This is a genomic window from Jiella mangrovi (assembly GCF_017815135.1).
Taxonomy (GTDB): domain Bacteria; phylum Pseudomonadota; class Alphaproteobacteria; order Rhizobiales; family Rhizobiaceae; genus Jiella; species Jiella mangrovi.
Genome location: NZ_JAGJCF010000002.1, coordinates 70,606 through 83,460, shown reverse-complemented (window position 1 = coordinate 83,460; position 12,855 = coordinate 70,606). Strand labels below are relative to the sequence as shown.

The following is a 12,855-nucleotide window of genomic DNA, read 5'->3' as shown; positions in this document are numbered from 1 at the left end:
CCTTGCCCGCGAAAGACCGGTAACGGCGGGTTTTCGCCATTTGACAGCAGCCGACCTTCGGGCCAGAACGAAGAAGCTCGCCATCCGGCGGGAGCACTCCAGTTCCATCGGCCGCGTCCCGTGAATCTCTACCTGCCGATCGCGGAAATCTCGCTGAACGTCTTCGTCCTCGTCGGCATGGGCGCGGCCGTCGGATTCATCTCGGGCCTGTTCGGCGTCGGTGGCGGCTTTCTGATCACGCCGCTGCTGATATTCTACAACATCCCTCCCGCCGTCGCGGTGGCAACCGGCGCCAATCAGGTCATCGCCGCCTCGTTTTCAGGCGCGCTCGCCCACTACCGCCGGGGAACGGTCGATCTCAAGCTCGGGACGGTTCTTCTGATCGGCGGCCTCTTCGGTTCGGTCGGGGGCGTTCTCCTGTTCACCTTGCTGCGACGTCTCGGCCAGCTCGATCTGGTCGTTTCGCTGCTCTACGTCGTTTTCCTCGGCGGCATCGGCGGGCTGATGCTCGTTGAAAGCATCCAGTCGATGATCCGTTCGCGCTCTCAGGGCAGCGGCGAGGTGCGCCGTCCGGGCCAGCACTCCTGGGTCCACGGGCTGCCCTTGAAAATGCGGTTTCATCGGTCGAAGCTTTATGTCTCGGTCATCCCGGTCCTTCTTCTCGGCGCGTTGATCGGACTTCTCGCCGGCATCATGGGCGTCGGCGGCGGCTTCATCGCGGTTCCGGCGATGATCTATCTCCTCAGGGTCCCGACCAGCGTTGTGGTCGGAACGTCCCTGTTCCAGATCATCTTCACGGCCGCGGCGACGACCATCCTCCAGGCGGCGACGAACCGGACCGTCGACGTCGTGCTCGCCTTTCTTCTGATGATCGGGGGCGTGATCGGAGCGCAGTTCGGTACCGAGGCCGGGCGCAAGCTGCGCGGCGATCAGCTGCGCGCTCTGCTTGCGCTCCTGGTGCTTGCGGTCGGGCTGCGCCTCGGCTGGGAGCTGGTCGCACGGCCTGCCGAGCCCTTCACCATCACGCTGCCGACCGGAGAGACGGGGTGAGCCGCCGGTTACTTCAAAGGCTCGGGCCGCTATTTGCGCGGCCGCCATGGGCAGCGAGGGGGCTTGCAGCGTGCCTCGCGGTGTTTAGCCTGCCGGCCGCCGCCCAGGACGGCAACGAGAGCTTCGAGATCGGGCTTTCGACCGACACCATCTCGATCACCTCCGACTTTACCGGCGCAAGGCTCGTGGTCTTCGGCGCTCTCGACAATGCCGACGCAAAGCTCCTGCGCCAGCAGCGATACGACATCGTCGTCGTTTTGATTGGTCCGAGACGGCCCGTCGTCGTGCGCGAGAAGGAGCGCACGTTCGGCCTTTGGATCAATCGCGGCTCGGAGACTTTCGATTCCGTGCCGGCCTCCTATGCGCTGGCCGCGACGCGGCCGCTGGCCGACATCGCCCGCAAGGAACTGCGTTCGCGGCTGTCGCTCGGCATCAACGATCTGCAGCTGCAAAGCTCGCCGCCCCCCGGTCCCGCGGGACAGCCGGCGATCGATCAGCCGAGCAAGCCGGCGCAGGATCAGCCCAATATCAGCCTTGCGGAGCGGCGGGCTCAGGCCGCCGCCGAGCCGAAGGTCGCTTCCCCGGTGGCGGCGCGCGTCGATGGCTATGTCGAGGCGCTGAAGCGCATCCGCGAAGAAAAAGGGCTCTACAACCAGACGGTCGGGACGGTCCAGTTCGTCAGTCCGACCCTGTTTCGCGCCGATCTGCATCTGCCGGCCGACCTGCCGACGGGAACGCACATCACCAGAGCCTACCTCTTTCGTGGCGGTGTCTTCATCCGCGAGAGCTCCGAGCCGCTTTATGTGAGAAAATCCGGCTTCGAGAATTTCATCGACGACATGGCGACGCGCTACGGCATTCTCTACGGCATCTCGGCGGTTCTGCTCGCGATATTCACCGGCTGGTTCGGCCGGCTGATCTTCAAGCGCGACTGACGCGACGTTTCGCGTCGATGACCAACGGCGCAACTGGCCTATCTTGCTGGTGATGAGCACGATGCACGACGCTGATCACACCGGACTGGGAAACGAAGCCGGCGACGCCGCGGGCAGGGCGGGCGGGCAACCGCAGCACGACCACGCGCGGACAGCCTGGGCGCTCGCTCTCTTCGGCCTCGTCCCCTTCGTGGGGATGGCGGGCCTTCTCGCCTATGCGGGCCGCGAGTTCATCGCCTATCCGCAGCTGGTTCTGGCCTTCACCGGCTATTCCGCGACGATCCTCGCCTTTCTCGGCGGGATCCGTTGGGGCTTTGCGCTGAGCCCCGGCCATCAGCGGATCGCCATTCTCGTGGCCTCCGTTCTTCCCTCGCTGCTCGGCTGGGCATTGCTTTTCGTGCCGAGCCCCTGGGCGTTCGCCGGCTTTGCGGCGAGCTTCCTGGCGAGCGGCGTTTGGGATGTCGTCTCGGCGCGGCGGGGAGCTCTGCCCGGCTGGTTCGGCCGGCTGCGGCTTTTTCTCTCAGGTGCCGTGGTGCTGTGCCAGATCGTCGCCTTCGTCGCGACCTATGGGTGAGCGCCGCGCTATCCCGCCACGAGGGCGCCGAACCTGACCGGATAGATCCCCGAATGGCCGATCATGCAGGCCAGCGCCGTTTCAATGTTGAAAAGCCCGTGAAACGCCCGGTCGAGGACGTTGAGGCCGCCGGTCGTCACGCCGAAGGAGGGCAAAATCATGCGGCTGCCGTCGGTGGCAAAGCAGGCACGGCGCGAACCACGCCCGGCGAGTCGAGCAACGGGATGAAGATGGCCGGACACCTCGCCCCGCCTTGCGCCGGGGCTCGGCTCGTGGCGGAAGGAAAGAGCGCCGACCGTCACTTCGCCGAGCGTCTCGCCGCCGATCCCCTGCGGCGGTTCGGGATCGTGATTGCCTGCGATCCAGATCCAGTCGCGGCCGCGCATCAGCGCCAACAGGCTGCCCCGCTCCGAAGCGGGCATCAGGGCGGCGCCCTTGCGGTCATGAAAGGAATCGCCGAGGCAGACGACGCGGGCCGGCGTATAGCGGTCGAGTGCGAGCGCGAGGAGAGCGAGTGTCGCGGCCGTATCATAGGGCGGCAGGAACATGCCCCGCCGGGCAAAGGCCGCGCCCTTTTCCAGATGCAGATCGGAAACGACGAGGCAGTCTTCGGCCGGCAGATAAAGGACGCCGGCCGGATCGCAGGTGATCCGCTCGCCAGCGAGCGCCATGTCCAGCGCCTCGCATTCTCCCTGCCTCAGCCGCCGCGCCAAAGCGTTCATCGCCTGCCTGTCCCGCTCTCTGATTCGCGTTTCGTTCCGATTTGACCGGGATGGCGGGGTGAAGGCAAGAGTCGGGAAGCCGCTTTGCTGCGGCAGGAGAGCGCAGGAGGCGGCGACGGGTGCGTGGCGGCGGCAAGATCGGGCGCCGGAACAGCTGCCTCTAAGGCCTGCCTCTTCGTTCTGGTCGATCGTCTGCCAGATGGCTCTCCGTCGACGGGAGCGCGGTAACATTGCCGCTTCGTCATCCCGGCCCCCGAGCCGGGATCCATTCCTCTGCGCTGGAAATGAGCCGTCCGGCACAATAAAAGCAACGGTCTATGGTCGAAAGTCTCGGCGGTCGAGGCGATTTGGAATGGATCCCGGGTCAAGCCCGGGATGACGAAACGGTTATGGTGGCGACCCTCATTCCGTCTCAGTCTCAGTCTCCGTCTCCGTCTCCGTCTCCGCCTCCAGCCGCAGCCATTCGTAGCCATAGGCGCCGAGCTTGAGCGTCAGCCCGTCGCCCGTCCGGTCGATGTCGATTCCGGCCCTGAGTACCGGGCGGACCTCGCAGCCCTCGATGAGCGGGGTGATCTCGACGGTCTGCGGTACGTCCGAAAGATTGTGCAGCGTGACCAGCCTGTTGCCGCGCCAGACATAGCGCAGGGCGAGGACCGAGGGGCCGTCGATTTCGAGCACCTCGGCCTTTCCCCAGCCGATCTCCGGGCAGCTTCGGCGGGCGCGGATCAGCCGCTGGACCGTCGAAAAGGTCGAGTTCGGGTCGATGCGCTGGGCGTCGGCATTGATATGAGCATAGCCGAAGGGGCCGTCGGTGACGGGCGTCCGCACGCAGTCTTCAGGTTTGGCGGTCGAGAAGCCGCCGGAACGCTTGTTCGACCATTGCATCGGCGTTCGCACCGCGTTGCGCTCAGGCAGGTCGAGATTGTCGCCCATGCCGAGCTCGTCGCCATACCAGATGACCGGCGTTCCCGGCAGGGACAGCATCAGCGAGAAGGCCATCTGGATGCGCCGCTCGTCGCCGCCGAGCATGGCAGCAAACCGCCGGCGAATGCCGCGATCGTAGATCTGCATCGACTTTTCTGGCCCGAAGGCGGCGAACACCTCGGCGCGTTCCTCCTCTTCGAGCCGGCCGAGATCGATCTCGTCGTGATTGCGCAGGAAGGTCGCCCATTGGGCCGTCTCGGGGATCTCCGGCAGGGCTTTGAGGAACCTTGCGACCGGCGTGCCGTCGCGGCGGGCGAGCGCCAGGAAGAGCTGCTGGTTCAGCGGAAAGTTGAAGATGACGTTCAGCCGGTCGTCATTGCCGAAATAGTCGCCGGCTTCCTCCATCGGGATGTTGGCCTCGGCCAGCAGGATCGCCTCGGCCCGGCGCCATGACAGGAACCGCCGGATCTGGCCGAGATAGCCATAGGGGCTCTCGCCGTCATCGGGGCCTTCGAGATCCTCCAGCATGAAGGGCACCGCATCGACGCGAAAGCCGGAGACGCCGAGCGCCAGCCAGAAGCCGATGATCCGCTCGATCTCCTCGCGCACGGCGGGGTTTGCGATATTGAGATCGGCCTGATGCTTGTAGAAACGGTGGAAATAATAGGCCTGGCGCTTGCGGTCGTAGGTCCAGGTGGATTCCTGGACGCCGGGAAAGATCACGCCCTTTTCCGCATCGGCAGGCTTTTCGTCCTTCCAGACATACCAGTCGCGATATTTCGGATCGCCCTCGCGGCTCCTCTGGAACCAGGGATGATCGATCGAGGTGTGGTTGACGACGAGATCGACCATGACCTTCAGCCCGCGATCCTTGGCGCCTTGCGCAAATTCGACGAAATGCCCGAGATTGCCGAGCCGCGGATCGACGGCGTAATAGTCGGTGATGTCGTAGCCATTGTCCTTGTTGGGCGAGGGATAGAAGGGCAAGAGCCAGATCGTGTCGCAGCCGAGCGCCTCGATATGGTCGAGCCTGTCGGTCAGCCCCAGGAAATCGCCGACCCCGTCGCCGTCAAAATCCATGAAGGCATCGACATCGAGACAGTAGATGACGGCGTTCTTGTACCAGAGATTATACATGGGGCAGGGCTCCTTGGGGTTGATGCGGAGCTAGTGCGTCAGGCTTAGAGTTCGAGCCAAAGACGTCATAGCGTTGCGCAAACGAGGGGACGCAGACGCATCGACTTTCGGGCCTTCAGCCGCAATGTCTGCGAGGTCCCTCGCCCTTCGAGGCCGCCTGCAGCGGCACCTCAGGGTGAGGGACGTCTCGCGCCGCGCCACTCGCTCCAGCAGCCGGCCGGCGACTTGGCTCCATGGTCATCATCAAGCGCAGCGTCCCAGTCGCCCCTCATCCTAAGGCGCTCGCGAAGCGAGCCTCGAAGGGCGAGGGGCGCCCCTTCGGCCCTTCCCAAGGGGCACAAATCGCGCTCTGACAGGCCAAGATCACGCGCCCGGTCCGTCCGCCATCGCCATCGCGATCATCGCCTCCTTCGCCGCCTCGCGCAGATCCGCGTCCCGCGCCTCGCCGACGACGCTCTCGCGGCCGATTTCCAGCATCACCGGAACGGCGAGCGGCGAGATCTGCTCGAGATCCTGGTGGACGATGTGATGCTTGATGCGGGCCAGCAGATCGGAGACGCGCGAAACGTCGAGCAGGCCGGTCGCTGCATCCGCCCAGGTCGCCTGCATCAGGATGTGGTCCGGCTCGTGGGCTCTCAGGACATCATAGACGAGATCGGTCGAGACGGTGACCTGACGCCCGGTCTTCTCCTGCCCCGGATGGCGCTTTTCGATGAGGCCGGAGATCACCGCGCATTGCCGGAAGGTGCGCTTCAAAAGCCATGAATCGGCCATCCAGCTTTCCAGATCGTCGCCCAGCATGTCCTCGTCGAAGAGGGCGTCGAGGGACAGCGCGCCGTCGGCGATCATCTCGCCCATGTCCTTCCGACCCCAGATCGAGATCGCGTAGTCCGTCGCGACGAAGCCGAGGGGCATCGCCCGGGCGCGTTCGAGGCGGCGGGTCAAGAGCATGCCGAGGGTCTGGTGGGCGAGGCGGCCTTCGAAGGGATAGAGCACCATGTGGAAGAGCTTGCCGTTCGGAAAGGTCTCGACCAGGAGGTCGTTCGGCCCCGGAATGATCGACTTCAGCTTCTGGATCGACAGCCAGTCGCGAACTTGGCTTGGCAGGGCGGACCAGCGGGCAGGGTCGGCGAGCATCGCCCGGACCTCTTTCGCCAGATAGGTCGTCAGCGGAAATTTCGAGCCGCCATAATAGGGCACCTTCGGCTCGTCGCTGGTGGCCCTGGTGACGAGGCACGAGGTCTCGTGAATGCCCTCGAAGCGCAGGACCTCGCCGGCGAAGAGGAAGGTGTCGCCGGGCGACAGCGTCTCCAGAAAGGCCTCCTCGATCTTGCCGAGCGCCCGGCCGCCGCGGGCGATCGCCGAGGCGGTGCGCCGACGGATCATCCGGATCTCCAGCATCGCCGCCTCGACGATGGTGCCGGCATTCATCCGGTATGCTTGAGCAAATCGGGGATGGGTCAGCCGCCAGGTGCCGTCCTCGGTCAGCTTGATCTTGGCATAGCGCTCATAGACCTTCAGCGCATAGCCGCCGGTGGCGACGAATTCGACGATCCGGTCGAAGGTTTCGCGCGGAAGATCGGCATAGGGCGCGGCGGAGGTAATCTCCGCATAAAGATCATCTGCCCGGAAGGGCGCTGCGACGGCCATGCCGAGGACGTGCTGGGCGAGAACGTCGAGGGCGCCGTCCCGCAGCGGCGGCGTGTCCTGCGCGCCGAGATAGTTGGCGTCGAGCGCGGCGCGGCATTCCATCACCTCGAAGCGGTTGGCCGGCACGAGGATCGCCTTGGAGGGCTCGTCCATCCGGTGGTTCGCCCGCCCGATTCTCTGCGCCAGCCGCGAGGCGCCCTTCGGCGCGCCGACATGGACCACGAGATCGACGTCGCCCCAGTCGATGCCGAGATCGAGGGTGGATGTCGCGACGACGGCGCGCAGCTCGTTGCGCGTCATCGCCGCCTCGACCTTGCGGCGCTGGCCGACATCCAGCGAGCCGTGATGCAGCGCGATCGGCAGAGTATCCTCGTTGATCCGCCACAGCTCCTGAAACAGGAGCTCCGCCTGGCTGCGGGTGTTGACGAAGAGCAGCGTCGTCCTGTGCGCCTTGATCGCCGCGTAGATCTCCGGCAACGCATACCTTGCCGTATGGCCTTGCCAGGGCACCCGCTCTTGCGATTCGAGGATCGCAATGTCCGGCTTCGCCCCGCCCTCGACGGTGATCAGCGCGGCCTCTGCCTTTAGATCTGCGGCGTCGCCAAAGTCGGTCGCCCTACCGGGGCCGCCCCCTCGGTTTTGCGACACCAGCCACCGGCAGAGCTCCGCCGGGTCGGACACCGTCGCCGACAGTCCGATCGTCTGCAGCTCCGGGCGCAGCTTGCGCAGCCGGGCGAGCCCGAGCGCAAGCAGATGCCCGCGCTTCGACGTCACCAGCGAATGTAGTTCGTCGAAGACGACATAGCGAAGATCGGAAAAGAAGTCTGCGGCGTCCTTGGCCGCGATCAGCAGCGCCAGCTGTTCGGGCGTCGTCAGGAGGATGTCCGGCGGCTTCAGCTTCTGGCGCTGGCGCCGCACCTGCGACGTGTCGCCGGTGCGGGTCTCCATCGTCACCGAAAGCCCGATCTCGGCGACGGGGCGCTCCAGATTGCGGGCAATGTCCGTCGCCAGCGCCTTCAAGGGCGAGATGTAGAGCGTATGCACCCCGCGCGGCCGTTCGCCCGGCTTGCGCCGCCTGCGCCGCGAAAGGTCCACCAGCGCCGGCAGGAACCCCGCCAGCGTCTTGCCCGCCCCGGTCGGCGCGATCAGCAGCACCGAGGCCCCGGCTTCGGCCTTGGCGAGCAGGTCCAGCTGATGCGGCCGCGGCGCCCAGCCATGGCCGGCGAACCATTGCAGGAATGGTTCGGGCAGGGCGATCGGGGCAGCGTCGGGCGCGAAGGGGGAGGGGCGGGCTGTCACGCGGATAAAAATAGGGACGAGATGCGCCTGCGCCAATTGCGGAAAGGACCTGAGAAGCGATTCACATCCGCGCCCGATGGCTCGCAGGGCCGCGGGCAAGTTTCAAGGGTAAGCTGCCCATACTGAGGAGCTGACAGGGCGCACTGCGATAGCCAAGGATGTCATCCCAAAAAAGATTGCCGCCGAGGGTTCACATCTGCAGGCGAGGCAGCTATATGACGCCCGGTCGATGGCCGCTACCGAGCCGCGACAAGCTTCGTGCCGGTTTCGTCCGCTATGGAACACGGCACCGGCCACCGGCGCTTCCGGGCGCCCGTTGGGGAATAGGTTAACGGTAGACCCACGGACTCTGACTCCGTTAGTCCTGGTTCGAATCCAGGTTCCCCAGCCAATTTTTTTCATAGCGGTATTCTGACCGAAAATTCGATGCTTTGGCGCTTGTTGGTATTCTGGTGCCCGCGTCTTTGCGCCGGTCGTTGTGACGCGTGCCGAAGTGGCGTCGATTCTGCTTCCGAACCTGGGGAAATCCCGTCCGACGTCCAGGGCGTCCTGCGTCCTTTCGGACGCAGGACGGTGCTCTCAATGTCTGAGGCGGTAGACTCAACAGGTTAGAGCGTCCTTCGTGCGTCCGTTCGGGCGCACGGATACTCTAAAGACCGCGTTCGATCGCTTCGCCGAGCGTGCAGGTGATATCTTCCCTGAAGGGGGCGGCCGCGATCTGGACGCTCGGCTTCAGGCCGCCGGTCGTCGCCGGGCCCGGAACGGCGAGGGTCGGCAGGCCCAGGAACGAGAACACCCGGGTGAACTTCGATATCGAGACCATGACGCGGGTCATCGCCTCGCTCGCGCCGACTTCGACCTCGGCCGAGACGGGCGGCAGCATCGGCATGGTCGGGGTGACGACCGCGTCGCACTCGGTCAGGACTTCGGCGAGAAAACGCCGGAGAAAGACACCCTTGATCTGCATCGCGCGCAGATAGACCGGCGCGGGGACGCCGAGGCCCTGGATCAGCCGGGCGCGCACCTGCTCGCCGTAATCTTCGGGCCGCTCGCGCATCGTGTCGAGATGGATCGCCCCGGCCTCGGTCATGGCGATGAGATTGGTCAGCTCGATGACGTCGTCGAGCGGCGGCAGCTTCGGCCGTACGATGCGGGCGCCCGCACCGGTCAGGATCGCCTCGGCGTCGGCCAGAAAGGCCGCGACCTCGGGGGCGAGATCCTCGACGAAGAAGCCTGCATCGGGAATGGCGACGGTGAGATCGGCGACGGCCGGTGCCTCGGCGCCGATCGGCGGGGCGTCGAGGCAGGCGCCATCGCGCCCGTCCGGTCCCGCGATAATCCTCGTGATGAGCTTGGCATCGGCGACGGAGCGGGCGAGCGGCCCGACGCAGTCGAGGGAATGGGACAGGGGCATCGCGCCGAAGCGGCTGACGCGGCCCTGGGTCGGTTTCAGCCCGACGACACCGCAACAGGCGGCGGGCAGGCGGATCGATCCTCCGGTGTCGGAGCCCAGCGCGGCGAAGATCGTGTTCGAGCCGACGGCGCTGCCGGAGCCCGACGAGGAGCCGCCGGCGATCCGGGCGGGGTCGAGGGGGTTCGAGGCCCGACCGTGATGGGCGTTGAAGCCCGTCGGTCCCATGGCGAATTCGGACATGTTGAGCCGTCCGAGATGGATCTGGCCAGCCTCGTCCAGCCGCTCGATCACCGTGGCGGTATGCGCCGCGACCTCATGGGCACGGATCTTCGAGCCGCAGCCGGTGATCGCTCCGGCGCGGTCATACATGTCCTTGTGGGAGAGGGGCACGCCGTGGATCGGGCCGACCGCGCGTCCGCTCGCAAGCGCTTCGTCCGCGGCCTTCGCTGCCGAGCGGGCCGCCTCCGGCTCGAGGGCGATGAAGCTGTTGAGCTTCGTTTGCAAGGCCTCAGCGCGCTGGATTGCCAGATCGGTGAGTTCGGCCGAGGAGATGTCGCCGGCGCGAATCGCGGCAGCGGCTTCGATGAGGGTCCAGTCGAGCGGTTCCGTCATCAGGCGTCTCCGGTCCGGGTGGCGATCCGGGCCATGGCGGCGCCATAGGCGTCCGGCTCGACGTGGAAAAGGTCCTGCCCGGCACAAAGATCGGACATCACGCAATGGCGCAGGGCGCGATCGGCCTGAGCGGCGACGGCGTTCGCCTCGCCGATCAGCGGCTCGCGGCCCATGGTCGTTTTGATGAGGCGTGATGCGTCGGCCAGAGAATCGGACTTGGCTGGATCGGACTTGGCTGGATCGGACATGGCAGGACCTGGTCTGTGAGGAGGATGCGGACAGGGTGCTGGTGACGCCTGGGGCTTTGCCAAGGGAGTTGGCTTCGCGAAACAGAGCAGCGATGCGCAAGCGCGATGCTGCGCTGCGAAATCGGAGTTTGTCCGGACATTTGCCCTGCGTCAATCGCCGTCTGGCGGATTCGAGGTGACATACCCGCAATGGTCTTTTCTCGGAGAAGGACCGGCGTCAGGGCCGTCCGCGGAGCAGGCTGACCCGGCGCCGGGCACGCTGTGCCTTTTGTATGAACAGTGTGGTGGGTCTGCATAGATTATATGCATATCATGCCCCGTACGTTGCGCCGTCCGGCAGGTCGAACCGCCGTGACCTGTGCCCGGCCGATCGCTTCCGGCTCCTTCGAAGTCTTTGTGTGGGGCTTCGGCGCATCCTGGGAATCGGCATCGAATCCACCGTTTCAAGCCCAGCTTCCGACGATCGGGTGATCGCCGCCCCATGCGTCTCCCATTCCCCAGACATTTGCCCGAGGCGAGGGCGGACGCGCTCGGAGCGCTTGGCATGGCCCTTGCAAGATGGCCCTTGCGCCTGGCCTTGGCGAAAATCGCCGGCCCCAGCCGTCTTCACAAACGGGTAAAGGATCGTTCATGTTTCTCAAGCCGCTTCGCCAAGCCGTTCTGGCCGTCGCGACCGTCGCGCTCTTCTCAACCTCGGCCCTTGCCGCGGGCACCTTGCGGATCGGCATGACGGCCTCCGACATTCCGCTGACCACGGGCCAGACGGACCAGGGCGGCGAGGGCATGCGCTTCATGGGCTATACGGTCTATGATTCCCTGATCAACTGGGACCTTTCCAGCGCCGACAAGCCTTCGACCCTGACGCCGGGGCTCGCCACCGAATGGTCGACGGACCCTGAAGACCGCACGAAGTGGACCTTCAAGCTGCGCGAGGGCGTGAAATTCCACGACGGATCGGACTTCACCGCCGATGCGGTGGTGTGGAACCTCGACAAGCTTCTCAACGACAAGTCGGAGCAGTACGACACGCGCCAGGCCGCGCAGGGGGCGAGCCGCATTCCCTCCATCGCCAGCTACAAGGTGATCGATCCGCTGACGGTGGAGATCGTCACCAAACAGCCCGACGCGACGCTGCCCTATCAGATCGCCTGGATCATGTTCTCCTCGCCGGCCAACTGGGAGGCGCAGGACAAGAGCTGGGAAAAGGTCGCCGCCCATCCTTCGGGGACCGGTCCCTGGAAGCTGGAAAGCTTCGTGCCGCGCGAGCGCGCCGAGCTGGTGCCGAACCTGGATTACTGGGACAAGACCCGCGTCCCCAAGCTCGACAAGATGGTGCTGATCCCCCTGCCGGAGCCGAATGCGCGCTCCTCAGCGCTTCTGTCCGGCCAGGTGGACTGGATCGAGGCGCCGGCGCCCGATCTCGTGCCGGCGCTCGAGGGCAACGGCTTCAAGATCGTCTCAAATACCTATCCGCACAACTGGACCTATCACTTCTCGCGGCTGGAAGGCTCGCCCTGGAACGACATCAACGTTCGCAAGGCCGCCAATCTGGCGGTCGACCGGGCCGGGCTGAAGCAGCTTCTCGGCGGGCTCATGGTCGAGGCGAAGGGCTTCATGCCGCCGTCCTCGCAGTGGTTCGGCAAGCCGGAATTCGACGTGCGCTACGATCCCGAAGCGGCGAAGGAATATCTCGCCAAGGCCGGCTACGGCCCGGACAAGCCGCTCAAGGTCAAGGCGCTGATCTCGCCGTCGGGCTCCGGCCAGATGCTGCCGCTGCCGATGAACGAGTTCATCCAGCAGAATCTGGCAGCGATCGGCATCGACGTCGAATTCGAGGTCGTCGAGTGGAACACGATGATCAACATCTGGCGCGCCGGCGCCGCCGATCCTTCGGCGCAAGGGGCTCAGTCGATCAACTTCTCCTACTTCATCCAGGACCCCTTCACCGGCCTGATCCGGCATCTGTCCTGCGACCTCATCGCGCCGAACGGCACCAATTGGGGCCACTACTGCGATCCTGAGATGGAAGAGCTGTTCAAGAAGATCCGCACCACCTTCGATCCGGCCGAACAGGACGAGGTGCTGCGCAAGACGCACGAAAAATATGTGAACGACGCGCTTTTCCTGTTCGTCGCCCATGACGTGGCGCCCCGGGCCATGAGCCCGAAGGTGAAGGGCTTCGTCCAGGCGCAGAACTGGTTCCAGAACTTCTCCGGCATCACCATCGAGGAATAGGCGACCGACGCGGCGAGCCTTCGCCGCCGCCCACTCCCCCTCATCTGAAACGACG

9 protein-coding genes and 1 tRNA gene are annotated in these 12,855 nt (G+C 65.4%); 5 read left to right on the top strand and 5 right to left on the bottom strand.

The genetic code is table 11. The features are described 5' to 3' along the window. Positions 1-120 precede the first annotated feature (120 nt). The 3 genes from J6595_RS03300 (at position 121) to J6595_RS03290 (ending at position 2,559) form a co-directional block, all read left to right on the top strand. The gene (locus tag J6595_RS03300; protein ID WP_209593039.1) at positions 121-1,050 is read left to right on the top strand and encodes a sulfite exporter TauE/SafE family protein; all 930 of its coding nucleotides are present in this window, start codon (positions 121-123) and stop codon (positions 1,048-1,050) included. A gap of 80 nt (positions 1,051-1,130) precedes the next feature. Beyond that, on the top strand, positions 1,131-1,985 hold the full coding sequence (locus J6595_RS03295; RefSeq protein WP_342453075.1) for a TIGR02186 family protein: 855 nt from the start codon (positions 1,131-1,133) through the stop codon (positions 1,983-1,985). A gap of 61 nt (positions 1,986-2,046) precedes the next feature. Beyond that, positions 2,047-2,559, top strand: coding sequence for a DUF3429 domain-containing protein (locus tag J6595_RS03290; RefSeq protein ID WP_209593037.1), 513 nt, complete (start codon positions 2,047-2,049; stop codon positions 2,557-2,559). Positions 2,560-2,567: 8 nt separating this feature from the next. Here J6595_RS03290 and pdeM read toward each other — a convergent pair whose 3' ends face one another. The 3 genes from pdeM to J6595_RS03275 all read right to left on the bottom strand — a co-directional run bounded on the left by pdeM (position 2,568) and on the right by J6595_RS03275 (position 8,291). Then, positions 2,568-3,281, bottom strand: a complete 714-nt coding sequence (gene pdeM / locus J6595_RS03285) for a ligase-associated DNA damage response endonuclease PdeM (RefSeq protein ID WP_209593036.1) — start codon at positions 3,279-3,281, stop codon at positions 2,568-2,570. Between the two features lie 402 nt (positions 3,282-3,683). Further along, positions 3,684-5,342 (bottom strand): alpha-amylase family protein, encoded by a 1,659-nt coding sequence (locus J6595_RS03280; protein ID WP_209593035.1) that lies wholly within the window; start codon positions 5,340-5,342, stop codon positions 3,684-3,686. Between the two features lie 363 nt (positions 5,343-5,705). Next, positions 5,706-8,291 carry a ligase-associated DNA damage response DEXH box helicase gene (locus J6595_RS03275; protein WP_209593034.1) on the bottom strand — a complete coding sequence of 862 codons (2,586 nt, stop codon included), beginning with the start codon at positions 8,289-8,291 and terminating at the stop codon, positions 5,706-5,708. Between the two features lie 317 nt (positions 8,292-8,608). On the opposite strand from J6595_RS03275, the gene J6595_RS03270 reads away from it, so the two are divergent. Further along, a tRNA-Gln gene (locus J6595_RS03270) sits at positions 8,609-8,682 on the top strand. Positions 8,683-8,940: 258 nt separating this feature from the next. On the opposite strand, the gene J6595_RS03265 is transcribed toward J6595_RS03270, so the two are convergent. Next, positions 8,941-10,317: an amidase gene (locus J6595_RS03265; RefSeq protein WP_209593033.1), complete on the bottom strand. Its 1,377-nt coding sequence runs from the start codon at positions 10,315-10,317 to the stop codon at positions 8,941-8,943. Beyond that, positions 10,317-10,565 carry a hypothetical protein gene (locus J6595_RS03260; protein ID WP_209593032.1) on the bottom strand — a complete coding sequence of 83 codons (249 nt, stop codon included), beginning with the start codon at positions 10,563-10,565 and terminating at the stop codon, positions 10,317-10,319. Before J6595_RS03260 ends, J6595_RS03265 begins: the two co-directional genes overlap by 1 nt. Positions 10,566-11,195: 630 nt before the next feature. Here J6595_RS03260 and J6595_RS03255 point away from each other — a divergent pair. Further along, positions 11,196-12,800, top strand: a complete 1,605-nt coding sequence (locus tag J6595_RS03255) for an ABC transporter substrate-binding protein (protein WP_209593031.1) — start codon at positions 11,196-11,198, stop codon at positions 12,798-12,800. Positions 12,801-12,855: the final 55 nt, after the last annotated feature.

Bases quoted from the DNA above. Each gene is read 5' to 3' on its own strand.
- J6595_RS03290 (WP_209593037.1), top strand. From the start codon at position 2,047: ATGCACGACGCTGATCACACCGGACTGGGAAACGAAGCCGGCGACGCC.
- pdeM (WP_209593036.1), bottom strand. From the start codon at position 3,281: ATGAACGCTTTGGCGCGGCGGCTGAGGCAGGGAGAATGCGAGGCGCTG.
- J6595_RS03280 (WP_209593035.1), bottom strand. From the start codon at position 5,342: ATGTATAATCTCTGGTACAAGAACGCCGTCATCTACTGTCTCGATGTC.
- J6595_RS03265 (WP_209593033.1), bottom strand. From the start codon at position 10,317: ATGACGGAACCGCTCGACTGGACCCTCATCGAAGCCGCTGCCGCGATT.
- J6595_RS03260 (WP_209593032.1), bottom strand. From the start codon at position 10,565: ATGTCCGATCCAGCCAAGTCCGATCCAGCCAAGTCCGATTCTCTGGCC.
- J6595_RS03255 (WP_209593031.1), top strand. From the start codon at position 11,196: ATGTTTCTCAAGCCGCTTCGCCAAGCCGTTCTGGCCGTCGCGACCGTC.